Source organism: Shinella sp. R2-11 (assembly GCF_055330205.1).
Map to the genome: position 1 here is coordinate 1 of NZ_JBVAPC010000004.1, position 21,770 is coordinate 21,770.

Here is a 21,770-nt window from a genome sequence, read left to right on the forward strand (position 1 = left end):
GGGGGGGGGGGAGGTTTTCTTCCCCCCCCCCCCCCGAGACTGCTGACAAACCCGAAAACCTCTCCTTCGTCATGCTCGGGCCTGTCCCGAGCATCTGCAACGTTTCTATTCTTCAATACGTTAGCAGATCCTCGGCACAAGGCCGAGGATGACGCCAGTGGGTAGAGCGACGCTGGCGTGCCCCTCATCCGGCCTGCCGGCCACCTTCTCCTTGGCTGCGGGGAGAAGGAGATATGCCGCACCGGTTTCCCAAACCTTCACCGTTGCCTGAGGCACGTCCCCTCTCCCCGCTTGCGGGGAGAGGGTTAGGGTGAGGGGCAACGCCTCAAGCACAATGATCAACGCAGGGCACGCGGCCACCGCTCAATTCTGCGTGCAGCTCACATCCCCGAGCCGGCTTGCCGATTCGCCCTCGACACTTACCGTCTCCTCGCCCCGCGCCGTGCAATTGCCCTTCTCGCCGACGCCGGTGCGGAACTTCACCATGGGCTGTCCCTCGATCATCACGCTCGGCACGATCTCGTAGAGTTCCGGCGGGCAGTTGATGACGTCGGAAAGGCGCAGCGCCGGCGCGCCGCCGATGAAGACGCTCTTCGAGCCGGACATGGCGCAGGAGGGGATCGGCGCCGGGGCATCGCCGGCCAGGGAGATGGACGGCGCGGCCGCAATGCCGAGGGCCAGGATCGCGGCCGAAAAATGCTGGAATGTCATCATGCGTCTCCCTTTTCGCGCGCCGCGCGGGACAGCGCTCGCAGCGTTTCGAGCGCCCGTTCGGCGTCCCGCTCCGGCACGAATATATGGTCGTGATGGTAGGCGGCAACCACATTGGCGCTGATGCCCGCTTTCGTCAGCGCCGTGGCGAAGGCCGCCGTCAGCCCCACCGCCTCCAGCGAGGAATGCACGGTCAGCGTGATCATCCGCATCGGCGGGCTGGCGGCGAGCCCTTCGGCGGCATCAGCGGGCAGGATCAGCGTGATGCCCTCCTCTTCCCGGAAAAGGCCGATGGGGCCGCGCATAAGATGGGCCGCGATATCCGACGCCGGCACGCTGGCAAAGACGAAACGGCCCGCGACCAGCGACGGCTCCATGGTCGCCAGCAGCTCGTCGAGATCGGTGATACCGCTCATGGATTGGCCATCCGCCGCACGGCATCGCAGAGCGCGGCGAAGCCGGCCCTCGCGCCCTCGCTCATGAAGCGGGCGCGCAGCCAGGCGTGGATCATCTGCCTTTCCTCGCGATATTCCACCGATATGCCGGCAAGGATCAGCCGCGCGGCATAGGCGCGGGCATCGTCGCGCAGCGGATCGAAATGGGCCCCGGTGATGAAGGCCGGCGGCAGGCCGGCGAGGTTTTCCGCCCGCAGCGGAAAGGCGTGCACCGCATCCTCCGGCGCCCTGTAGACCTCACGATAATAGGCAACGTCGGCGGTCGAAAGCCCCGGCGCCTCGGCCATCTCGACATAGGAGCCGGAAACGAGGTCGCCGCCGAGGCCGGGATAGACCAGCGCCTGCCCCGCAATGCCCCTCAGTCCCTCGTCGCGCGCCTTGAGGACGATCCCGGCCGCAAGGTTGCCGCCGGCGCTGTCGCCGATCACGACGACCGGGTGGCCCTCCAGCAGAAGCTCGACCAGCACCGCCCAGCAATCGTCGAAGGCGGCGGGCCAGACATGTTCCGGCGAAAGGCGATAATCGACAGAAACGAGCTCCGCCCCGGCCGCTTCGGAAAGCTCGGCGCAGATGGCATCGTGGCTCTCCAGCGAGCCGACGACGAAGCCGCCGCCATGGATGTAGAAGAGCCGCGTCTCGCTCGTCGCCTCCGCCGGGCGATAGCGGCGCACGGGAATGCGCCCCGCCACCAGCCCGTCGCGCTTGACCATGCCCTCCGGCGTAGGCGCGTCGAAGGCGGCGCAGAGCGCATCGTACCAGGCGCGCTGCTGCGTGATGTCGGCATCGACGGCGTCCGCGGGATAGAAATCCTCGCAACGCTTATGGAAGGCGAGAATGCCCGCCTCGGTCGGCATGGGACGGTCGGTCATGGCGCTCAGGTCTTCTGGAAGGCAAGGTTCAGGCCGAGGCCGACGAGGATCGTGCCGCCGATGCGCTGCATGGTCTTCTGCATCCGCGCCGAGCCCTTGAGGCGCGTGGCGACGACGCCGGCCAGGAACACGCAGACGATATCGGCCGAGGTGAACATGAGATTGACGACGGTGCCGAGCACGAGAAGCTGCGCCCAGACCGGCAGGGCCGCCGCCGGATCGACGAATTGCGGCAGGAAGGCGAGGAAGAAGATCGCCGTCTTGGGATTCAGCACCTCGACGGAAACGCTTTCGACGAAGGCGCGCCAGCCGTTCCGGCGCGCAAGCTCCGCCGGGAGCGCGGCGGCGAGATCGCCCATCGGCTCGGCCCTGGCGCGGAACATGCGGACCCCGAGCCAGACGAGATAGAGCGCGCCGAGCAGCTTGACCGCCAGATAGAGCGTGGGCACGGCATGGAAGAGCGCCGTGAGGCCCGCTGCGGCGGCAACCACATGCGCATAGCCGCCAAGATGGATGCCGAGGCTCGCCATCAGGCCGGAGCGGCGACCGCGCGCGATGGTCTGCGCCGCCGCATAGAGCATCGCCGGGCCGGGCATATAGGCGAAGACCGCCGTCGTCACGAAAAAGGCAAGCATCATCTCGAACGGCGGCATGTCCTCTCCTCCCGGCCTGTCATCGGCACGAGCTTATCGCGGAAACGGCGGGTGGGGAACTCTTGGCGTTGCCCTGTCCGCAGCCATCCGCCTTGCCTCCCCGCCACCCGTCCTATTAAGTGCCGCCATGGCTTTTACCTTCCGGCAATTGCAGTATTTCGTCGCCGTCGCGGAACAGGGCTCCGTGACGCGCGCGGCGCAGAACCTCTCCATCTCGCAATCCTCCATCACCGAGGCGATCAAGGAACTCGAATCGGACCTCGGCGTCGAACTCTTCGAGCGCCATCCGCGCGGATTGACGACGACGCATAACGGCCACCAGTTCCTGCGCCACGCGACGAAGATTCTCTCCAATGTCTCGGATGCGCGCCGCTCCTTCTCCGACAGCCGCGCGCCGGAAAAGGGCCAGCTCAATCTCGGCGTCACCTCGCTGGTCGCCGGCTATGTGCTGTCCGACCTCCTCTCGCGCTACCGCCGCGCCTTTCCCGGCATCGATGTCAGCGCCATCGAGGACAACGGCTCCTATCTGGAGCACCTGCTCGTCGGCGGGGAACTGGACGTCGCCGTCATGGTCATCTCCAACCTGCGCGACCGCATGGCGCTGCAGGCGGAGATCATCGAAACCTCGCCCTACAGGCTGTGGCTGCCCATCGGCCACCCGCTGGTCTCGGCCGACATCATCTCCGTCAGCGACATCGCGAAGGAGCCGCTGATCATGCTGACGGTGGACGAAATCGAGGAGAACACTGGCAAGCTCCTGAGCGCGCTCGGCGCGCGCCCGCATGTCGCCTTCCGTACCCGCTCGGTGGAGGCGGTGCGCAGCCTCGTGGCGACAGGCGCGGGCATCGCGCTGCTGCCGGACCTCGTCTACCGCCCCTGGTCGCTGGAAGGCGACCGCATCGAAAGCCGCGACGTCTCCGGCGCGCTGCCGGTGGTGCAGATCGGCATGGTCTGGCGCAAGGGCTCCGGCCTGCCGCAGGCGGCGCGCGATTTCGTAGGGCTGGCCGAGGCGCTGCGGAGCGGGCGCGGACGCTGAGGTTTCCCGTAAGCCGTGGTGTTCCGCATGCTGTCCTGCACCGGATCTTGCTCGTCGTGAGGTTTTGGATCCTCGGGTCAAGCCCGAGGATGACGGAGGGGAGGTGATGACCGCCCCTCCCATTGAACGATGCGGCATTGAGGGCGCTACTCATACCCGCCGGCCTCCTTCCTTGCGTCATCCTCGGGCTTGACCCGAGGATCCACGCGCCTCTCCTCGACTTGCAACCTCAGTGGTTTCGGAATTTCCGATACCGTCATTCTGATTAATGAATTTGCGAAAGCGGCGAAATCGCGGCACCTTTCCTTCCGGGAACAATACCGCTCGAAGCGGATCAAACCGGGAGACTGTCATGAAGCGACTTCTGCATTCCTGCACCGCGCTTACCCTTTCGCTCGCCTTCGCCACCGCCGCCATCGCCCAGGAGCCGCTGAAGGAGCTTGGCGCCGGAGAAGGGGAAGTCTCCATCGTCGCCTGGGCCGGCTATATCGAGCGCGGCGAGACGGACAAGGCCTACGACTGGGTCACCGATTTCGAGAAGAAGACGAGCTGCAAGGTGACAGTCAAGACCGCCGCGACCTCGGACGAGATGGTCGCGCTGATGAACGAGGGCGGCTTCGACCTCGTCACCGCCTCGGGCGACGCCTCGCTCCGCCTCGTCGCGGGCAAGCGCGTCCAGCCGATCAACACCGACCTCATCCCGAGCTGGAAGACCATCGACGAGCGCCTGCAGAACGCGCCCTGGCACACCGTGAACGGCGTTCATTACGGCACGCCCTATCTCTGGGGCCCCAACGTGCTGATGTACAACACCGAGGCCTTCAAGGGCGAGGCGCCGAAGAGCTGGAACGTCGTCTTCGAGGAAATGACGCTGCCGGACGGCAAGTCCAACAAGGGCCGCGTGCAGGCCTATGACGGCCCGATCCACATCGCGGATGCCGCCCAGTACCTGATGGCGCACAAGCCGGAGCTCGGCATCAAGAACCCCTACGAACTCAACGAGGACCAGTACAAGGCCGCGCTCGACCTCCTGCGCGTCCAGCGCACGCTCGTCGGCCGCTACTGGCACGATGCCATGATCCAGATCGACGACTTCAAGAACGAGGGCGTCGTCGCCTCCGGTTCGTGGCCCTTCCAGGTCAACCTGATGAAGGCGGAGAACCAGCCGATCGCCTCGACCTTCCCGGAAGAGGGCGTGACGGGCTGGTCGGACACGACCATGCTGCATGCCGAAAGCCAGCATCCGAACTGCGCCTATATGTGGATGGAGCATTCGCTGTCCGCCAAGGTGCAGGGTGACGCGGCCGCCTGGTTCGGCGCCGTTCCCTCGGTTCCGGCCGCCTGCAAGGGCAATGCGCTCCTGACCGACGAGGGTTGCTCGACCAACGGCTACGACAACTTCGACAAGATCGCCTTCTGGCGCACGCCCGTCACCAAGTGCGAAAGCCAGGGCGAATGCGTGCCGTATCATCGCTGGGTCTCCGATTATATCGGCGTGATCGGCGGACGATAGGAAAACGGCGCGGCATACTCCTCCTGATCTCCCCCCTTGTGGGGGAGATGTCGCCGAAGGTGACAGAGGGGGGCCGCGAAGCGACAACATCTGACCCGAGCGGGGCGTGATACCCCCCTCTGTCCTGCCGGGCATCTCCCCCACAAGGGGGGAGATTGGATTGTTGCACCCTCTTCCCACCTATGAAACGTCCCGCGATGGACGCCCCCGCCCATCGCCCCAAAACCACCGGGAGCCCCCATGACCGCCGTCCTGTTCCAGCAAGTGTCCCGCCACTTCGGCGCCGTGCGCGCCGTCGACAGCGTGGATCTCGCCATTGCCGAGGGCGAGTTCTTCGCCATGCTCGGCCCGTCCGGCTCCGGCAAGACGACCTGCCTGCGCCTGATGGCCGGCTTCGAGCAGCCGACCGCCGGCCATATCGAGATCTTCGGCGAGACGGCCGAGGGCGTGCCGCCCTACCGGCGCAACGTCAACACGGTGTTCCAGGACTATGCCCTCTTCCCGCATCTCTCGATCCTCGAGAACGTCGCCTACGGCCTGATGGTCAAGGGCGTCGGCAAGGCCGAGCGCCTGAAGGCGGCGGAAGAGGCGCTCGCCATGGTGAAATTGCCCGGCTACGGCACGCGCCGGCCCGGCCAGCTTTCCGGCGGCCAGCGCCAGCGCGTGGCGCTCGCCCGCGCCCTCGTCAACCGCCCCCGCGTGCTGCTCCTCGACGAACCGCTCGGCGCGCTCGACCTCAAGCTGCGCGAGCAGATGCAGGAAGAGCTGAAATCGCTCCAGAAATCCCTCGGCATCACCTTCGTCTTCGTCACGCACGACCAGGGCGAGGCGCTCTCCATGGCCGACCGCATCGCCGTCTTCAGCGACGGCAGGATCCAGCAGCTCGGCACGCCGGAAGAGGTCTACAAGCGGCCGCAGACCCGCTTCGTCGCCGATTTCGTCGGCTCCTCCAACGTGCTGCCGCCGGACTTCGTGGAGAGCCTCGGCTACGGCAGGCACTATGCCAGCCTGCGCCCGGAGGACATCGCGCTCGGCGAGGCTCCCGGCCGCAAGCAATTCACCGGCCGCGTCACGGCGGCAAGCTTCCTCGGCGCGGCGAACCGCGTCACCGTGGAGGCGAACGGCGCGCGCGTCGCCGCCATGCTGCCAGCCTCCATAACCGTTCCGGCGGAGGGCGAGACCGTCACCCTCTCCTTCCTGCCCGGGGACCTGCATACCATGGACGGTGCCCAATGAGCGCCGTCACCGACACCTCCATCCTCGCGCGCCGGCAGGGCGCTTCCGGGCGGCTCTCGGATTTCTTCTGGCGCAATCCGAAGATCCTGCTGCTGCTCATGCTGACGCCGCCGCTCCTCTGGCTCGGCGTCATCTATCTCGGCTCGCTCTTCGCGCTGCTTTTGCAGAGCTTCTTCTCGATCGACGACTTTTCCGGGCTGATCAACTACGAGTTCACGCTCGCCACCTACCGGCAGCTCCTCATCCCGTCGAACTTCGACATCATCCTGCGCACCGTTCTCATGGCCGCGCTGGTGACACTCGCCTCCGCGATCATCGCCTTCCCCATCGCCTATTACGCGGCGCGCTATGCGAAGGGTAAATGGAAGGTCATCTTCTATCTCGGCGTCATGCTGCCGCTGTGGTCGAGCTACCTCGTCAAGATCTATGCGTGGAAGCTGATCCTCGCCAAGGAAGGCATCCTCACCTGGCTCTTCGCCAAGCTGCATCTCTCGTGGCTGCTGGATGCCTGGCTGTCACTCCCGGTCGTCGGCGGCTCGTCGCTCTCGATCAGCTATACCGGCACCTTCATCGTCTTCATCTATGTGTGGATGCCCTTCATGATCCTGCCGATCCAGGCCGCGCTGGAGCGCGTGCCGGGCAACCTGATCGAGGCGTCCGCCGACCTCGGCGGTCAGCCGGCGCAGACCTTCCGCTACGTGCTCTTTCCCCTCGCCCTGCCCGGCATCATCGCGGGCTCCATCTTCACCTTCTCGCTGACGCTCGGCGACTACATCATCCCGCAGATCATCGGCTCGTCGCGGCTGTTCATCGGCCAGGCGGTCTATGCCCAGCAAGGCACGGCCGGCAACATCCCGCTCGCCGCCGCCTTCTCTGTCGTGCCGATCGTCATCATGGGCCTCTATCTCTGGATGGCCAAGCGACAGGGAGCCTTCGATGCGCTCTGACAAGAACACCTCCGCCCCGCTCGGGCTGAAGATCGCCGCCGGCGCCGGCCTTGCCTTCCTGCACCTGCCGATCCTGCTCATCTTCCTCTACGCCTTCACCACGGAAGAGAAGAGCTACCAGTTCCCGCCGCCGGGCTATACGCTCAAATGGCTTTCCGTTGCCTGGAATAGGCCGGACGTCTGGGAGGCGATGGGGCTTTCCGTCCGCGTCGCGTCGATCTCGACGACGGTCGCGCTGGTGCTCGGCACGCTCTGCGCCGCCGCCGTCTCCCGCACGCGCTTCTTCGGCCGCGAGACGATCTCGCTGCTGGTGATCCTGCCCATAGCGCTGCCCGGCATCATCACCGGCATCGCGCTGCGCTCGGCCTTCTCCTTCGTGGAGATGCCCTTCTCCTTCTGGACCATCGTGCTCGGCCACGCGACCTTCTGCGTCGTGGTCGTCTACAACAATGCCGTCGCCCGCTTCCGCCGCATCTCCGGCTCGCTGGTCGAAGCCTCGATGGACCTCGGCGCCGACAGCTTCCAGACGTTCCGCTACGTCATCCTGCCGAATATCGGCACGGCGCTGCTCGCCGGCGGCATGCTCGCCTTCGCGCTGTCCTTCGACGAGGTGATCGTCACCACCTTCACCGCCGGCCAGCAATCCACCCTGCCGATCTGGATGCTGGAGGAACTCGTGCGCCCCCGCCAGCGGCCGGTGACGAACGTCGTCGCCATGGTGGTCGTGCTCGTCACCTTCCTGCCGATCCTCGGCGCCTACTACCTCACCCGCGACGGCGACCAGGTCGCCGGCAGCGGCAAGTAACCTTAAGACAAGGGAGAACGTCATGGACACCCAGATGCTGATCGGCTCGCGCTTCGAGACCGGCACCGAGGCGGAAGAGCACATCCTGAACCCGAAGACCGGGGCGAAGATCGTCGACCTGCCGGAAGCCTCCCACGCCCAGATCGACGCCGCCGTCGACGCCGCCGAAAAGGCCTTCGTCTCCTGGGCGACGACCACGCCCGGCGAACGCTCCGCCTATCTCCTGCGTATCGCCGACGCCATCGAGAAGGATGCCGACGCCTTCGCCGCCCTCGAATCGCTCAACTGCGGCAAGCCGATCAACGCCGCCCGCAACGACGAGCTGCCCGCCATCGTCGATTGCTGGCGCTTCTTCGCCGGCGCGATCCGCTCGCTGCACGCCCCCGTCGCCGCCGAATACCTGCCCGGCTTCACCTCCATGGTGCGCCGCGACCCGGTCGGCATCGTCGGCTCCATCGCGCCGTGGAACTATCCGCTGATGATGATGGCCTGGAAGCTGGCGCCCGCCCTTGCCGGCGGCAACACAATCGTCTTCAAGCCCTCCGAGCAGACGCCGCTGACGGCGCTGAAGATGGCGAAGCTGCTGGCCGACATCCTGCCGGAAGGCGTCGTCAACATCGTGCTCGGCCGCGGCGAGACGGTCGGCAACGCGCTGATCAACCATCCGAAGATCAACATGGTCTCGATTACCGGCGACGTCGCCACCGGCAAGAAGGTGCTCGCCGCCGCCGCCAAGACCGTCAAGCGCACCCATCTGGAACTCGGCGGCAAGGCCCCCGTCGTCGTCTTCGACGATGCCGACCTCGAAGCCGTCGTCTCCGGCGTCCGCGCCTTCGGCTACTACAATGCCGGCCAGGACTGCACCGCCGCCTGCCGCATCTATGCTGAGGACGGCATCTACGAGAAGCTGGTCGCCGACCTCTCCGCCGCCGTCTCGACCATCAGGTACAACGACCCGGACGACACCCAGAACGAGATCGGCCCGCTGATCTCCAAACGCCAGCGCGACCGGGTGGCGAGCTTCGTCGAGCGCGCCGCCGAAGTGAAGCATATCGAGATCACCGCGGGCGGCCGCCCCGGCAGCGACGAGGGCTACTTCTTCCAGCCGACGGTGGTGGCCGGCGCGACGCAGGACGACGAGATCGTGCGCCGCGAGGTCTTCGGCCCGGTCGTCTCCGTCACCCGCTTCTCCGATGCCGACCAAGTGATCGGCTGGGCGAACGACAGCGACTACGGTCTCGCCTCCTCCGTCTGGACGAAGGATATCGGCAAGGCCATGAAGGCGGCCTCCCGCCTGCAATACGGCTGCACCTGGATCAACACCCACTTCATGCTGACCAACGAGATGCCGCATGGCGGCGTCAAGCAGTCGGGCTACGGCAAGGACATGTCGATCTACGCGCTGGAGGACTACACCGCCGTCCGCCACGTCATGATCAGCCACGGCTGAGGCCAAGCGCTACGCCCCTTCCGCCCCGCCGGGCGAAGGGGCTTGCCCGCATCGAGGGAACTTTTCCGCCCGCCGCGCGTCTTTCCTCCGGTTTGTCTGGAGGCTTCGCCATGCTGAAATGGGCTTTGATTTTCCTCGTCATCTCGCTGATCGCCGGCTTCCTCGGCTTTTCCGGCGTTTCGGCCGCGACGGCCACCATCGCGAAGGTCCTCTTCGTGATCGCCCTCGTCATCTTCCTGATTTTCCTGGTTCTTGCCCTGATGGCCGGCAGCGCCGTGGTCTGAGACCGTTCAACGCGATTTGAACTCGGATACCCTTCCTGCCGCCCGCCGCGCAGGCTATACCAGTCCCAGGAGGACGGGGATGATCTGGGCATTCGCGGTCGCGGCGGCGGCCATTCTCTATCTCGCATTGCGTTTTCGGCGCTTCCAAAGCTGGGTCGAACCCGTTCTGACCATCGTGGTCGCCATCGGCCTTGCCGGCGCGCTTCTCGTCTGGTTCGTCGACGAGCGCGCGCCATCGGGCGACGCCGCCACACCCGGCAGCACGGCAGCGGCGCTTACCGCCGACGACGTTTCCCTCTCCGAAATGCAGGCGAATGTCGGCCAGACCAAGACGAGCTACCGCGTCACCGGCCGCCTCACGAACAAGGGCGCGGCACCGCTGCAATCCTTCCGGCTCGACATGGTGCTCTCCGATTGCCCGAACGGCACCTGCCGCGAGGCGGGGCGCGACAGCGCGCTGATCGTGCTGCGCGTGCTGCCGGGCGAAAGCCAGACCTTCAGCACTTTCGCCGTCTTCCCCGGCCTCGACCTCACCCCCGTCACGACGCCGGAATTCGACTTCGGCGTCAGGGACGTGCGCGCGGCCACCCGCTAGAGCGCTTCCGCTTTTCTCCGAATCGCGAAAACGCCCCAGCTCTTTGTTGTCCCGCATTTCCGGACGCAAAACCGCTTCGCACTTTTGCTGGAAATGCTCCAGGCATTGCAGGGAAAAGGATCAATCCGCCTCACCGGCGCCGGCCATGAGCATCCGGTTGATGGCATCGCCCGAGGCCGCGGCGGAGAGTTTCGCGAAGCTGCCGTCCCTGACGATCGCGTCCATCTGCTCGGCGATGGCGGCGTGGGTGACGCGGGCGATCGTCGAGCCGAGCGAGATGCGGCGCACGCCGAGGTCGGCGAATTGCGGCACCGTGAGCTGGCGCAGCGACCCGGCGGCAAGCGCATTGACGGGCTTCGAGACGGAGGCGAGCACCCGCTTCAGCTCCTCGACGCCCGGCGGCACCGGGACATAGAGCAGGTCCGCCCCCGCTTTCTCGAAGGCCTGGATGCGGCGGATGGCTTCGTCAAGATCGTAGACGCCGTTCATCACGCCGTCGGCGCGGGCGCACAGGATGAAGGGCCGGCCGAGCGAGCGGGCGGCATCGGCTGCGGCGCGGATGCGCTCGACGGCAAGGTCGAACGCATAGGCCGGGTTGCCGTCCACCATCCGCGTATCTTCGATGGAGCAGCCGGAAAGGCCGACTTCGGCGGCAAGGCGAATGGTCTCGGCGACATCGTCGGGCGCATCGGCAAAGCCGTTCTCGAAATCGCCGGAGACGGGCAGCGGCGTGGCACGCACGATATCCTCGGCGTGCTTCAGCGATTCTTCGCGCGTCACCCGGCCCATGTCGGGCCGGCCGAGCGTGAAGGCGAAGCCGGCGGAGGTGGTGGCGAGCGCGACGGCCCCGGCCGCCGCCATCATGCGGGCGGAGCCCATGTCCCACGGATTCGGGATGACGAAGCAGCCCGACTGGTGCAGGTCGTGGAACCGCTGATGGCGTTCGGCAAGGTTCATCAGGCGCGCACCCTCTCGGCTTTCGGATCGTACATCGGCACGAGCGAGGCTTCCGCCTTTACCCGGACGCCGGCGATCTCGATCTCGTAATGCGAGGCGAGGATATCCGCCTCGCTCTCGCCTGCCGAGGGAACGTAGCCCATGCCGATGGCCCCGCCAAGGGCATGGCCGTAGTTGCCCGAGGTGATGGTCGAGACGATCCTGCCGTCACGTACCAGCGCCTCGTTGTGGAAGAGCAGCGGCTCGGGATCGGTGAGGCGGAACTGCACCATGCGGCGCTTCAGCCCCTCCTCCTGTTTGCGCAGCACCGCATCGCGGCCGATGAACTCGCCCTTCTTCGTGCGCACGGCAAAGCCGAGGCCGGCTTCCAGCACATGATCCTCGTCGGTGATGTCGTGGCCAAAATGGCGGTAAGCTTTTTCGATGCGGCAGCTATCAAGCGTGTGCAGGCCGCAGAGTTTCAGCCCCACATCGGCCCCGGCTTCCTCCAGCGCCTCGAAGACATGGGCGGCCTGGTCGGTGGAGACGTAAAGCTCCCAGCCGAGTTCGCCGACATAGGTGACGCGGTGGGCGCGGGCGAGGCCCATGCCGATCTCGATCTCGCGCGCCGTGGCGAAGGGGTGGTGGGCGTTGGAGAAATCGTTGGGGCTGACCTTCTGCATGAGGTCGCGCGCCTTCGGCCCCATGACGCAGAGTACGCTTTCGGCCGCCGTCACATCGGTGATGACGACGAACTCGTCCGCAAGATGCCGGCGCAGCCAGGCGAGGTCGCGCTGGAGCGTCGCACCGGGCACGACGAGGAAGAAGGCGGTTTCCGAAAGGCGCGTCACCGTCAGGTCGCTCTCGATGCCGCCGCGCGCGTTGAGCATCTGCGTATAGACGATCCTGCCGGGGGCGACGTCCATCTGGTTTGCGCAGAGTTTTTGGAGGAAGGCGAGCGCATCGCGGCCTTCCACGCGGATCTTGCCGAAGGAGGTCATGTCGAAGAGGCCGACGCCGTTGCGGACGGCAAGGTGCTCTTCCTTCTGATTCTCGAACCAGTTCTGCCGCTTCCACGAATAGCGGTATTCCCGCTCCTGCCCTTCCTTCGCGAACCAGTTGGCGCGCTCCCAGCCGGCGACCTCGCCGAACACCGCGCCGCGCGCCTTCAGGTGCTCGTGCAGCGGTGAGCGACGCACGCCGCGCGCCGTCGCCATCTGGCGATAGGGGAAATGGTCGGCATAGAGCAGGCCGAGCGTTTCGGAGACGCGGTCCTTGAGATAGGCGCGGTTCTTCTGGAACGGCTGGGCGCGGCGGATATCGACTTCCCAGAGGTCGAAGGGCGGCTCGCCGTCGTTCATCCACTGGGCGAGCGCCATGCCCGCACCGCCGGAGGAGACGATGCCGATGGAATTGTAGCCGGCGGCGACCCAGTAGCCCTTCAGCTCCGGGGCTTCGCCGAGATAGTAGCGGTCGTCGGGCGTAAAGCTCTCCGGGCCGTTGAAGAAGGTGTGGATGCCGGCGGTCTCCAGCATCGGCATGCGGTTGATGGCGTTTTCGAGGATCGGCTGGAAATGGTCGAAATCCTCCGGCAACTGGTCGAAGCAGAAGTCTTCGCTGATGCCGTCCATGCCCCACGGCTTGGCCTTCAGCTCGAAGGCGCCGATCAGCATCTTGCCGGCGTCCTCCTTGTAATAGGTGCATTCGTCCGGCACGCGCAGCACCGGCAGGCGCGCAAGATTCGGTATCGGCTCGGTGACGATGTAGAAATGTTCGCAGGCATGCAGCGGCAGCGTGACGCCCGACATGTCGGCGAGCGTGCGCCCCCACATGCCGGCGGCGTTGACGACATTCTCCGTCTCGATGGTGAAGGTCTCGCCGTTCTGCTCGCAGGCGACGCCCGTCACGCGCCCGTCCTTCGTCAGAACCGAGGTCACCTTGACGCCCTCGATGACCGTCGCCCCGTTCTGCCGCGCGCCCTTCGCCAAGGCCATGGCGATATTGGCCGGGTCGCACTGGCCGTCGAGCGGCAGGTGCACGGCGGCCTTCACATCCGCCGTGTTGAGATGCGGGTAGAGCCCCTTCACCTCGTCCACGCTGATCTCGCGCACGTCGATGTCGAAGGCGCGGGCGAGCGAGGCCTGCCGGAAAATCTCTTGCCTGCGCTCCTCGGTCAGCGCCACGGTCATCGATCCGCACTGGCGCATGCCGGTGCCGATGCCGGTTTCGGCCTCCAGCTTGACATAGAGGTCGGCGGAATATTTGGCGAGGCGCGTCATGTTCTGCGAGGCGCGGAGCTGGCCGATGAGGCCGGCGGCGTGCCATGTCGTGCCCGACGTGAGCTGCTTGCGCTCCAGCAGCACCACATCCGTCCAGCCGAGCTTGGCGAGGTGATAGGCGACCGAACAGCCGGAGACGCCGCCGCCGATGATGACGGCTCTCGCCTTCGAAGGGATGGGCTTGCTCATGCGCGCAGTCTTTCATTGTTGGGATCGAAGAGCGGGCCGTCCGGCTGGACGATCGCCTTGAAGCGGTCGCCGTAGATTTCCACCTCGATTTCCGTGCCCGGCACGGCGAGGTCGGCGCGCAGCATGCCGAGCGCGATGGATTTTCCGACGCGATAACCCCAGTTGCCCGAGGTCGTCTCGCCGACGACCTTGCCGCCGTGCCAGAGCGTCGACATGTAGGGCGCATCGCAGTCGCCGGCCTCCACCGTCAGCAGCACGAAACGCTTGGTGACGCCCTGCTGCCTCTCGCGCTCCAGCGCCGGCTTGCCCTTGAAGTCGGGCTTCGTCCAGTCGACGAAACGGTCGAGGCCGCCTTGCAGGATCGTGTAGTCGGTCGAAAGGTCACCCTTCCACGCGCGATAACCCTTCTCGATGCGCAGGCTGTCGAGCGCCTCCATGCCGAAGGGCTTGAGGCCATGCTTCTGCCCCGCCGCCCACAGGGCGTCGAAGATGGCGGCGGTGTCCTCGATCTTCGTATGGATTTCCCAGCCGAGTTCGCCGGCGAAAGAGACGCGCACGAGCTGGCACCAGCGGCCGGCGATTTGCGCGGGCTGATGCGTCAGCCAGCCCTTGGCAAGGTCGGCGTCGGATACTTCGGCGAGGATGGCGCGGGAGTTGGGACCGGAGAGTATCTGGCAGGAGAAACTGTCCGTCACGTCATCGATGGTGAAGGCGGCATCGTCAGGCAGATGCTTCGCCAGCCATTCGAAATCGTGCCATTGGGCAGTCGCGGCGGTGATGAGGAAGAAGAAGTCCTCCTCCAGCATCATGACGGACATTTCCGTGACGATGCGGCCCTTGTCGTCGGCGAAATAGGCGAGGCCAATGCGGCCGGGCTTCGGCACCTTGCCGGTGACGAGCGAGGAGAGCCATGCCGTCGCGCCCTCCCCCTTCACGCGGAAGCGCGAGAAGCCGGGGAGGTCGAGGATGCCGGCGGCCTCGGTGACGGCGCGGCATTCCTCCTCGATGCGCGGACGCCACGGTCCCTCGCGGTTCCAGGTCTGCGTCGCCTCTTCCGAGAGGTCGTCGCCGGGTTTGGCGTACCAGTTGGCGCGTTCCCAGCCGTTGTAGGGCTTGAACTGGCCCCCAAGCGCCTTGACGCGGTCGTGGATCGGCGACAGCTTCCTGTCCCGGCCCGCCGGCCATGCATGCTTGGGGAAGTGCATCGCATATTCGTGGCCGTAGATTTCCATGCCTTTGGCGATGCAATAGTCCTTGTCGGCGGCAAAGCGCGTAAAGCGGCGCGGGTCGCAGGACCACATGTCCCATTCCGTCTCGCCTTCCGTCACCCATTCCGCCAGCACCTTGCCGGCCCCGCCCGCCTGGCAGATGCCGAAGGTGAAGACGCAGGCCTCGAAGGCGTTCGGTACGCCCGGCATCGGGCCGATCAGCGGGTTGCCGTCGGGCGCATAGGGGATGGGGCCGTTGATCATGCGCGACAGGCCCGCCGTGCCGAGGATCGGCACGCGCTCGACGGCGTCGTTGAGATACCATTCGAGACGGTCGAGATCGTCGGGGAAGAGCTGGAAGGAGAAATCGTCCGGCATCGGATCGTCCGGCGTCACCCAATGCGCCTTGCAGTTCCGCTCGTAGGGGCCGAGATTCATGCCCGTCTTTTCCTGACGGAGATAGTAGGAGCTGTCGACGTCACGCAGCAGCGGCAGCTTGTGCCCGGCCTCTTTCGACCATGCGGCAAGCTCCGGGATTTCCTCGAAGAGGATGTACTGATGGCTCATCACCATCATCGGCACCTCACGGCCGAACCATTTTCCCACCTCGCGGGCATAATAGCCGGCCGCATTGACGACCTTCTCGCAGCGGATTTCGCCCTGCGGCGTGGAGATCACCCATTCCTCGCCCTCGCGCCGCGCGCCGGTGGCGGGACAGAAGCGGAAGATCTTCGCGCCCATGTCGCGCGCGCCTTTTGCCAAGGCCTGCGTCAGCTGGGCGGGGTCGATATCGCCGTCATAGGGATCGTAGAGCGCGCCGGTGAGGTCGTGGGTCTCGAGGAAAGGATATCTGCCGCGCATCTCGTCGGGCGACAGGATGTCGAGGTCCATGCCCTGGTAGCGGCCCATGCCGACGACGCGCTTGAATTCCTGCAACCGCTCCTTCGAATGGCCGAGGCGGATGGAGCCGGTGACGTGGTAGTTCATGGGATAATCGACCAGCGCGCCCAGCTCGCGGTAGAGCGAGGCGGAATAGCGCTGCATGTTCATGATCGACCAGGAGGAGGAGAAGGTCGGCACATTGCCGGCGGCGTGCCATGTCGAGCCGGCGGTCAGCTCGTTCTTCTCCAGCAGCACGCAATCCGTCCATCCGGCCTTGGCCAGATGATAGAGGGCGGATGCGCCGACAGCGCCTCCGCCGATGATGACGACCCGGGCATGGCTTGGCAGTGCGGACATTCTTGCTCCCCTTCTTCGCCCGGGATTTTTGGCAACCAAAGCGCCGGGCGGCAAGCGGCGGATTTCGCTTTATTAATCGAGGATGCCGATTAGACTATCGTCAAACATTGAGAAAATACGGCGCTTTCATGCAAATTGTCCTGATTGAGACATTCCTCGACCTGATGGAAACGCGCAATTTCAACCGCACGGCGGAGCGGCTGAACATCACGCAATCGACGGTCACACACCGCATCAATGCGCTGGAGGCGATGTTCGCCCGAAAGCTCTTCGCGCGCAACAAGGGCGGCACCCAGCCGACCGCCGCGGGCCTGCGCTTCCTCGATCACGCCAAGGCCCTCCAGCACCAGTGGCACGAGGCGGCGCGGGCGGTGGAGACGGCAGGCGCCTACGAGCGCTCCATGCGCATCGGCCTCCAGCACGACCTTGCCGCCCGCTATGCCGGCGACTGGCTGGCGGCGGTGCGGACGGAGCTCCCGGCGACCTCGATCTATCTGGAAGTGGACTATTCCAGCCAGATGAACCGCGACCTCGGCGCCGGCGACCTCGACCTCGCCGTCCTCTTCACGCCCCATTACCTGCCGGATCTCCATTACGAGCGCATCGGCGAGGTACGCTACGAGATGGTGAGCAATCGGGTGAGCCGCATCGAGGACGTCAAGGCGGAAGACTATATCCAGGCCGTCTATTCGCCCGCCTTCGACCGGCTGCACCGGCAGGCCTATCCCTCGCTCTCGACCGCGCCCATCGCCAGCGGCGAGACGACTGCCATCCTCGCGCTGATGCAGACGCTCGGCGGCTCGGCCTTCGTGACGGCGGCGGATGCGCAGCGGCTGCTCTCAAGCGGCGCGGCCCGCAGGGTGGAAGGCGCCGAGCCCATCGCGCAGGCCGTCTATGCCGCCGTCAACGTGCGCACCCGCCACGCCCACCAGCACCGCCGCATCATCGCCGCCCTTCAGGCCTTGCTTGCCGCATGAATCCTTGAAACCGGCCGGGCCGATGCCTATTAACGGCGAACCCTAATCCGACGAAGGAGCTCCCCATGGCCGCCCGCGACCGCTATTCGCGCAAACTGGAATGCGCCATGTGCGGCAATGCCGGCTATGCGGAAGTCTCCGAGGACGACATGCCGACCCGCGCGCATCCGGATTTCACCGTCGATTCCCTGCCGCGCGGCTTCCTCACCGAACGGCCCTCGAAATATCCCGACAAGCACATGATCCGCTGCCGCTGCGGCCATGTCTTCAAGTTCCAGCAGAAGACGGTCTACGCCGCGGGCGGCGAGCCGCGGCGTTAGTCCATCAAGCTGAAAGGGGCTTGTCTTGAGGTCGGTGCTCTTCGATGTGGATGGCGTCCTCGTCCATGGCTACACGGGGCAGACGGAGCGTCGCCGCCGATGGGACGAACACCTGCTTGCCGATCTCGGCATCGATCCGGCGGCATTCCGCGATCTCTTCATCAAGCAGGTCTTCGAGAAAGAGGTCCTGACGGGCCGCAAGGCGCTGCTTTCGGCTCTTGAAGAAGTCCTTCCGCAACTGGGCTTTCACGGCTCGCCCTTCGTCGTCGCCAGCTACTGGCTGGATCGCGACAGTCACCTGAACCGGCAATTGCTGGATGTCGTCCGCCGCCTTCGGCGGACGGGGCGGGCCCGCCTCTATGTCGCGACCAATCAGGAGCATCTGCGCGCGTTCCATCTCTGGAACAGGCACGGCTTCGAGAACCTGTTCGACGACATGTTTCACGCGGCCCGGTTCGGCGCGCTGAAGCCCGCGCGCGCCTTCTTCGAGCGCGCAGCGGAAATCCTCGGCCCCCAGGAGGAGCCACCCCTCTTCTTCGATGACTCGGAGGCGGTCGTGCGGGCGGCCAACGCCTTCGGATGGGAGGGCATTCTCTATCGCGAGCTCACGGACTGCACCGCTCACCCCTGGATTTCAAAAATCCTGTCGCAGTAATCCTGAGACGCGCGTCACCGCCAGGCCCGGACCGATACGGGCCCTACCCCCGCCCGACGAACGGCATGTTGGTCGCCATCACCGTCATGGTCAGCACGTTGGCATCGAGCGGCAGGCTGGCCATGTAGATGACCGCATCGGCGACATGACCGACCGACATGGTCGGCTCGGAGGCGATTTCGCCGTTGGCCTGCAGCACGCCGGCATTCATGCGGGAGGTCATGTCGGTCGCCGCGTTGCCGATATCGATCTGGCCGCAGGCGATGTCGTATTTGCGCCCGTCGAGCGCGGTCGACTTGGTAAGGCCGGTGATGGCGTGCTTCGTCGCGGTATAGGGGGCGGAGTTCGGGCGCGGCGCCGTCGCGGAGATCGAGCCGTTGTTGATGATGCGCCCGCCGCGAGGGGTCTGGTCCTTCATGATGCGGAAGGCCTGCTGGGTGCACAGGAAGGCGCCGGTGAGGTTCGCGGCGAGCACGCCCGACCATTCCTCGAAGGGAATGTCCTCCAGCAGCGCCGGCGAGACATTGGAGCCGGCATTGTTGACGAGAAGGTCGAGCCGGCCGAATTCCTGCTTCACCTCGGCAAAGACGGCCGCCACCTGCAAGGGATCGCCGACGTCGCAGGCGATGCCCCGCACGGGATTGCCCGTCGCCGCCGCGATCTCCCCCGCCGCCGCCTCCAGCACGGCAAGCCGCCGCCCGGTGATGACCACGGCATAGCCTTCGGCGCTGAGGGCGCGCGCGATCGCGAGCCCGATGCCCGTTCCGCCGCCCGTCACCAGTGCGATCCTGCCCTCGCCGGTCCTGCCCCATTGCGTCATGTCGGGTTCCTCCTCCAGAATCGATGCCATAGACCTCATGAGGACCTATCGCCCCGCATCGGGAAAGTCACCTCAAGACATGGGTAACCGCCCGGAACCAGAATACGCGGCTCCGGGCGGCAGCTCCATGATCATGACATGTCATTGGCGCAATACGCAGTACAAACCCGCGCCATAAGCTTACGATCAGGAGTGAAGCAGGACACATTCGCGGCGCTCGCTCATCGCCGCCAGCTCTTCACGGATGTGGATGTTACGCGCCTCGTCCATCGCCGCGGCGATGGTCTGGCTGATAACGCGAATGCTGTTTTCTGAAAGAAGCGGCGACCCGCCGCGGGATTCTGCTGCATGCAACTTGCAGAGTGCGCTGGCCAGCAGCCGCGCATATTCCTCCGGTTTGCGACCCATGTTCCCCACCAATTTCTGATTATGACCACATAAAACCACAATATTGGGCAGAAAGCCACAACTTTCTCACATTCTAATACAAAAAAGCAGCCGGAACCATGCCGACTGTTGCAAGCGGGAAACACTGGAAAACCGGGCTGTCCGGAAATGGGTCAGGCCTGCTGCCGCACCCCTCAGCCCCGTGCGGGAAACACGATCTCGGCCTCGAAACCGTCAGGCATGCCGGGGATGGGCGAGGTCAGGACGAGGCTCGCCTGCATCTGCCCGAGGAGCCGCTCGGCGATGGACAGGCCGAGGCCGGAACCGGCCGCAAGGGTCCTGCCGCGGGCGAAGCGCTTGCGCACGGCGGCAAGCTCCTCATCGCTCATGCGCGGGGCACCGTTGCGGATGCGCACATTGCCCGCCCCGGTTATGTGGATGTCCACCGGCGCATCGGCCCGCCCATGCAGGAGCGCGTTTTCGACGAGGTTGCGCAGCACGATGGCGAAGGCGTCGGCCGCGCCCTCTTGGAGGGCTGGCGCGGCAAGGTCGCTGGTGAGGCGGATGCGCCCGGCATCGGCCGAGGCGCGCTGGAAATCGGTGACGACGACGCCGACGACGGCAGCGACGTCGAAAGTGTTTTCCGTCATGCCGATGCCCGCCTCGGCGCGGGCGAGCTGCAGCAGCTTTTCCGTGAGCTTGGTCAGCTTCTGCAGCGAGGCCTCGATCTGCTGGGCGCGCGCGCGATCCGGCGCACCCTTCAGTTCAGACAGAAGAAGCTGCGTCTGCGCCAGCGCGCCGGCGAGCGGCGTTCGCAGCTCGTGGGCGCTGTTGGAGGTGAATTCGCGCTCGGCCGCCAGAACCGCGCGCAGGCGCGCAAGCAGCAGGTTGACCGAGCGGAGGATCGGCCGCAGCTCCTGCGGCAGGCCCCCCGCCTCGATGGCGGCGAGGTTGCCGCCGTCCTTCTCGCCGATCGCCGCGCGCAGCGTCTCGACCGGCGCCAGCACGCGGCGCACGATGAACCAGACGGCGGTGATGGTGACGGGCACGATGAGCAGCACCGGCAGGAGCAGGGCGAGCGAGCCCTCCCGCGTCGCCTCCCGCCGCTCCTTCGCCGAATCCTGCACCTGCACGAAGATCGTCTCGTCCAGCGTGGCGGCCGTGTAGATGCGCCCCTTGCGCCCTTCCCAGAAGCCGACCTTGAGCGGCGCGCCGAAAGGCTGGGCGGGCGCGGTGTGCGAATGCAGCAGCACCCTGCCCGTCTCGTCGCGCACCTGGTAGGTGAGGTATTCCTCCTCGGAGGGGCCGCGCGTCGCCTCGATGCGCTGCGGCACGTCCGGCTCGTCGCGGTGCTTCAGGTCGTCGACCACCAGCGGCACGAGGCGCTCGGCCGTCTCCTGCAGGGCGCTGTCGAAGATCTCGCCGAACTCGTCATGCATGACGAAGGCGCCGAAGCCGACGGCGACGAGCCAGAGCAGCGTGATCGTCGCCGTGATCCACAGCATGAGCTGGCCGGCAAGGCTTCGCATCCCTCTCATCGGCCGAGCCTGTAGCCGATGCCGCGCAGGGTTTCCACGCAGCCCTTTCCGAGCTTCTTGCGCAGCCGGCTCACATAGACCTCCACCGTGTTGCTCTCGATTTCCGAGCCGAAGGCGTAGAGCGCCTCCTCGATCTGCCCCTTGGAGACGATGGCGTCCGGCCGGGCGGCAAGCCGGGCCAGCACCGCCCATTCCCGGCTGGAAAGATCGACCGGCTCGCCCGCGCGCAGCACCCGGCGGTCGGCGAGCTGGATCGTCAGCGGCCCCGCCTCCACCACCGGAACGGCCGTGCCCGCATAGCGCCGGGCGACGGCCAGCATGCGCGCGTTGAGCTCGCCGAGATTGAAGGGCTTGACGAGATAGTCGTCCGCCCCGCTGTTCAGCCCCTCGATGCGGTCGGAGATCTGGTCATGCGCGGTCAGGATGATGACGGGCGTGACGGCGCCGGCGCGACGCAGGTCCGTCAGCAGCGAAATCCCGCTGCCGTCGGGAAGGCGCAGGTCGAGCAGGATGAGGTCGTAGTCGATGGTGTCCGTCGCCGTGCGGCCGTCGTCCAGCGTCTGCATCCAGTCCACGGCATGGCCGAGCCCGGCCACATAGTCCCGCACCGCCTCGCCCAGAACGGCATCGTCCTCGATCAGCAGAACTCTCAAGCGCCCGGCTCTCCG

General features: G+C 66.0%; 22 protein-coding genes. 11 read left to right on the forward strand and 11 right to left on the reverse strand.

The features are described 5' to 3' along the window. Positions 1-363: 363 nt before the first annotated feature. Genes ACZ1A1_RS11835 through ACZ1A1_RS11850 form a run of 4 tightly spaced genes read right to left on the reverse strand, consistent with a single transcriptional unit; the run spans position 364 to position 2,688 of the window. Positions 364-714: a PAAR domain-containing protein gene (locus ACZ1A1_RS11835; RefSeq protein WP_463620116.1), complete on the reverse strand. Its 351-nt coding sequence runs from the start codon at positions 712-714 to the stop codon at positions 364-366. Next, the gene (locus tag ACZ1A1_RS11840) at positions 711-1,127 is read right to left on the reverse strand and encodes an ACT domain-containing protein (protein WP_463620117.1); all 417 of its coding nucleotides are present in this window, start codon (positions 1,125-1,127) and stop codon (positions 711-713) included. Before ACZ1A1_RS11840 ends, ACZ1A1_RS11835 begins: the two co-directional genes overlap by 4 nt. Continuing rightward, entirely contained in the window at positions 1,124-2,035 is a 912-nt protein-coding gene (locus ACZ1A1_RS11845; RefSeq protein WP_463620118.1) for an alpha/beta hydrolase, read from the reverse strand. The genes ACZ1A1_RS11840 and ACZ1A1_RS11845 overlap by 4 nt, the downstream gene beginning before the upstream one ends. A gap of 5 nt (positions 2,036-2,040) precedes the next feature. Beyond that, positions 2,041-2,688 carry a LysE family translocator gene (locus ACZ1A1_RS11850; protein WP_313192693.1) on the reverse strand — a complete coding sequence of 216 codons (648 nt, stop codon included), beginning with the start codon at positions 2,686-2,688 and terminating at the stop codon, positions 2,041-2,043. Positions 2,689-2,815: 127 nt separating this feature from the next. Here ACZ1A1_RS11850 and ACZ1A1_RS11855 point away from each other — a divergent pair, with 127 nt between their 5' ends. From ACZ1A1_RS11855 to ACZ1A1_RS11890, 8 genes are all read left to right on the forward strand, one after another. After that, positions 2,816-3,724 (forward strand): LysR family transcriptional regulator, encoded by a 909-nt coding sequence (locus ACZ1A1_RS11855; protein WP_415213435.1) that lies wholly within the window; start codon positions 2,816-2,818, stop codon positions 3,722-3,724. Between the two features lie 352 nt (positions 3,725-4,076). Beyond that, the gene (locus tag ACZ1A1_RS11860; RefSeq protein WP_463620119.1) at positions 4,077-5,237 is read left to right on the forward strand and encodes an ABC transporter substrate-binding protein; all 1,161 of its coding nucleotides are present in this window, start codon (positions 4,077-4,079) and stop codon (positions 5,235-5,237) included. A gap of 240 nt (positions 5,238-5,477) precedes the next feature. Next, positions 5,478-6,473 carry an ABC transporter ATP-binding protein gene (locus tag ACZ1A1_RS11865; protein ID WP_463620120.1) on the forward strand — a complete coding sequence of 332 codons (996 nt, stop codon included), beginning with the start codon at positions 5,478-5,480 and terminating at the stop codon, positions 6,471-6,473. Beyond that, positions 6,470-7,420, forward strand: a complete 951-nt coding sequence (locus ACZ1A1_RS11870; RefSeq protein ID WP_313192689.1) for an ABC transporter permease — start codon at positions 6,470-6,472, stop codon at positions 7,418-7,420. The genes ACZ1A1_RS11865 and ACZ1A1_RS11870 overlap by 4 nt, the downstream gene beginning before the upstream one ends. Then, the gene (locus ACZ1A1_RS11875; protein WP_463620121.1) at positions 7,410-8,225 is read left to right on the forward strand and encodes an ABC transporter permease; all 816 of its coding nucleotides are present in this window, start codon (positions 7,410-7,412) and stop codon (positions 8,223-8,225) included. Before ACZ1A1_RS11870 ends, ACZ1A1_RS11875 begins: the two co-directional genes overlap by 11 nt. A 22-nt stretch (positions 8,226-8,247) precedes the next feature. Next, the gene (locus tag ACZ1A1_RS11880) at positions 8,248-9,675 is read left to right on the forward strand and encodes a gamma-aminobutyraldehyde dehydrogenase (RefSeq protein WP_463620122.1); all 1,428 of its coding nucleotides are present in this window, start codon (positions 8,248-8,250) and stop codon (positions 9,673-9,675) included. Between the two features lie 110 nt (positions 9,676-9,785). Then, on the forward strand, positions 9,786-9,959 hold the full coding sequence (locus tag ACZ1A1_RS11885) for a DUF1328 domain-containing protein (protein WP_119257121.1): 174 nt from the start codon (positions 9,786-9,788) through the stop codon (positions 9,957-9,959). 79 nt (positions 9,960-10,038) lie between these two features. Beyond that, on the forward strand, positions 10,039-10,554 hold the full coding sequence (locus ACZ1A1_RS11890) for a hypothetical protein (protein WP_463620123.1): 516 nt from the start codon (positions 10,039-10,041) through the stop codon (positions 10,552-10,554). 120 nt (positions 10,555-10,674) lie between these two features. Here ACZ1A1_RS11890 and ACZ1A1_RS11895 read toward each other — a convergent pair whose 3' ends face one another. From ACZ1A1_RS11895 to ACZ1A1_RS11905, 3 genes are read right to left on the reverse strand one after another with little or no spacing between them, the layout of a single operon-like run. Beyond that, positions 10,675-11,511: an isocitrate lyase/PEP mutase family protein gene (locus ACZ1A1_RS11895; RefSeq protein WP_463620124.1), complete on the reverse strand. Its 837-nt coding sequence runs from the start codon at positions 11,509-11,511 to the stop codon at positions 10,675-10,677. Further along, a complete protein-coding gene (locus tag ACZ1A1_RS11900; RefSeq protein WP_463620125.1) occupies positions 11,511-13,958 on the reverse strand; it encodes a GcvT family protein in 2,448 nt (815 codons plus the stop codon). The genes ACZ1A1_RS11895 and ACZ1A1_RS11900 overlap by 1 nt, the downstream gene beginning before the upstream one ends. Continuing rightward, entirely contained in the window at positions 13,955-16,405 is a 2,451-nt protein-coding gene (locus ACZ1A1_RS11905) for a GcvT family protein (RefSeq protein WP_463620126.1), read from the reverse strand. The genes ACZ1A1_RS11900 and ACZ1A1_RS11905 overlap by 4 nt, the downstream gene beginning before the upstream one ends. A gap of 128 nt (positions 16,406-16,533) precedes the next feature. Between ACZ1A1_RS11905 and ACZ1A1_RS11910 the strand changes: the two genes are divergently transcribed. The 3 genes from ACZ1A1_RS11910 to ACZ1A1_RS11920 all read left to right on the forward strand — a co-directional run bounded on the left by ACZ1A1_RS11910 (position 16,534) and on the right by ACZ1A1_RS11920 (position 18,357). Next, positions 16,534-17,382, forward strand: a complete 849-nt coding sequence (locus ACZ1A1_RS11910; RefSeq protein WP_463620127.1) for a LysR family transcriptional regulator — start codon at positions 16,534-16,536, stop codon at positions 17,380-17,382. Positions 17,383-17,447: 65 nt separating this feature from the next. Beyond that, positions 17,448-17,702 (forward strand): hypothetical protein, encoded by a 255-nt coding sequence (locus ACZ1A1_RS11915; protein ID WP_119257115.1) that lies wholly within the window; start codon positions 17,448-17,450, stop codon positions 17,700-17,702. A gap of 34 nt (positions 17,703-17,736) precedes the next feature. After that, positions 17,737-18,357 carry an HAD family hydrolase gene (locus ACZ1A1_RS11920; protein WP_463620409.1) on the forward strand — a complete coding sequence of 207 codons (621 nt, stop codon included), beginning with the start codon at positions 17,737-17,739 and terminating at the stop codon, positions 18,355-18,357. Between the two features lie 43 nt (positions 18,358-18,400). Here the strand turns inward: ACZ1A1_RS11920 and ACZ1A1_RS11925 are convergent, their stop codons facing one another. The 4 genes from ACZ1A1_RS11925 to ACZ1A1_RS11940 form a co-directional block, all read right to left on the reverse strand. After that, positions 18,401-19,177 (reverse strand): SDR family oxidoreductase, encoded by a 777-nt coding sequence (locus tag ACZ1A1_RS11925; protein WP_463620410.1) that lies wholly within the window; start codon positions 19,175-19,177, stop codon positions 18,401-18,403. Between the two features lie 186 nt (positions 19,178-19,363). Next, positions 19,364-19,585 carry a hypothetical protein gene (locus tag ACZ1A1_RS11930; protein ID WP_313192681.1) on the reverse strand — a complete coding sequence of 74 codons (222 nt, stop codon included), beginning with the start codon at positions 19,583-19,585 and terminating at the stop codon, positions 19,364-19,366. A 173-nt stretch (positions 19,586-19,758) separates the two neighbouring features. Beyond that, entirely contained in the window at positions 19,759-21,102 is a 1,344-nt protein-coding gene (locus tag ACZ1A1_RS11935; RefSeq protein WP_463620128.1) for a sensor histidine kinase, read from the reverse strand. Further along, on the reverse strand, positions 21,099-21,755 hold the full coding sequence (locus ACZ1A1_RS11940) for a response regulator transcription factor (RefSeq protein ID WP_463620129.1): 657 nt from the start codon (positions 21,753-21,755) through the stop codon (positions 21,099-21,101). Before ACZ1A1_RS11940 ends, ACZ1A1_RS11935 begins: the two co-directional genes overlap by 4 nt. Positions 21,756-21,770: the final 15 nt, after the last annotated feature.

Coding starts and splice junctions, on each gene's coding strand:
- ACZ1A1_RS11895 (WP_463620124.1), bottom strand. CDS start 11,511: ATGAACCTTGCCGAACGCCATCAGCGGTTCCACGACCTGCACCAGTCG.
- ACZ1A1_RS11880 (WP_463620122.1), top strand. CDS start 8,248: ATGGACACCCAGATGCTGATCGGCTCGCGCTTCGAGACCGGCACCGAG.
- ACZ1A1_RS11870 (WP_313192689.1), top strand. CDS start 6,470: ATGAGCGCCGTCACCGACACCTCCATCCTCGCGCGCCGGCAGGGCGCT.
- ACZ1A1_RS11840 (WP_463620117.1), bottom strand. CDS start 1,127: ATGAGCGGTATCACCGATCTCGACGAGCTGCTGGCGACCATGGAGCCG.
- ACZ1A1_RS11875 (WP_463620121.1), top strand. CDS start 7,410: ATGCGCTCTGACAAGAACACCTCCGCCCCGCTCGGGCTGAAGATCGCC.
- ACZ1A1_RS11900 (WP_463620125.1), bottom strand. CDS start 13,958: ATGAGCAAGCCCATCCCTTCGAAGGCGAGAGCCGTCATCATCGGCGGC.
- ACZ1A1_RS11915 (WP_119257115.1), top strand. CDS start 17,448: ATGGCCGCCCGCGACCGCTATTCGCGCAAACTGGAATGCGCCATGTGC.
- ACZ1A1_RS11935 (WP_463620128.1), bottom strand. CDS start 21,102: ATGAGAGGGATGCGAAGCCTTGCCGGCCAGCTCATGCTGTGGATCACG.
- ACZ1A1_RS11910 (WP_463620127.1), top strand. CDS start 16,534: ATGCAAATTGTCCTGATTGAGACATTCCTCGACCTGATGGAAACGCGC.
- ACZ1A1_RS11890 (WP_463620123.1), top strand. CDS start 10,039: ATGATCTGGGCATTCGCGGTCGCGGCGGCGGCCATTCTCTATCTCGCA.
- ACZ1A1_RS11925 (WP_463620410.1), bottom strand. CDS start 19,177: ATGACGCAATGGGGCAGGACCGGCGAGGGCAGGATCGCACTGGTGACG.
- ACZ1A1_RS11930 (WP_313192681.1), bottom strand. CDS start 19,585: ATGGGTCGCAAACCGGAGGAATATGCGCGGCTGCTGGCCAGCGCACTC.
- ACZ1A1_RS11845 (WP_463620118.1), bottom strand. CDS start 2,035: ATGACCGACCGTCCCATGCCGACCGAGGCGGGCATTCTCGCCTTCCAT.
- ACZ1A1_RS11865 (WP_463620120.1), top strand. CDS start 5,478: ATGACCGCCGTCCTGTTCCAGCAAGTGTCCCGCCACTTCGGCGCCGTG.
- ACZ1A1_RS11835 (WP_463620116.1), bottom strand. CDS start 714: ATGATGACATTCCAGCATTTTTCGGCCGCGATCCTGGCCCTCGGCATT.
- ACZ1A1_RS11905 (WP_463620126.1), bottom strand. CDS start 16,405: ATGTCCGCACTGCCAAGCCATGCCCGGGTCGTCATCATCGGCGGAGGC.
- ACZ1A1_RS11850 (WP_313192693.1), bottom strand. CDS start 2,688: ATGCCGCCGTTCGAGATGATGCTTGCCTTTTTCGTGACGACGGCGGTC.
- ACZ1A1_RS11885 (WP_119257121.1), top strand. CDS start 9,786: ATGCTGAAATGGGCTTTGATTTTCCTCGTCATCTCGCTGATCGCCGGC.
- ACZ1A1_RS11860 (WP_463620119.1), top strand. CDS start 4,077: ATGAAGCGACTTCTGCATTCCTGCACCGCGCTTACCCTTTCGCTCGCC.
- ACZ1A1_RS11855 (WP_415213435.1), top strand. CDS start 2,816: ATGGCTTTTACCTTCCGGCAATTGCAGTATTTCGTCGCCGTCGCGGAA.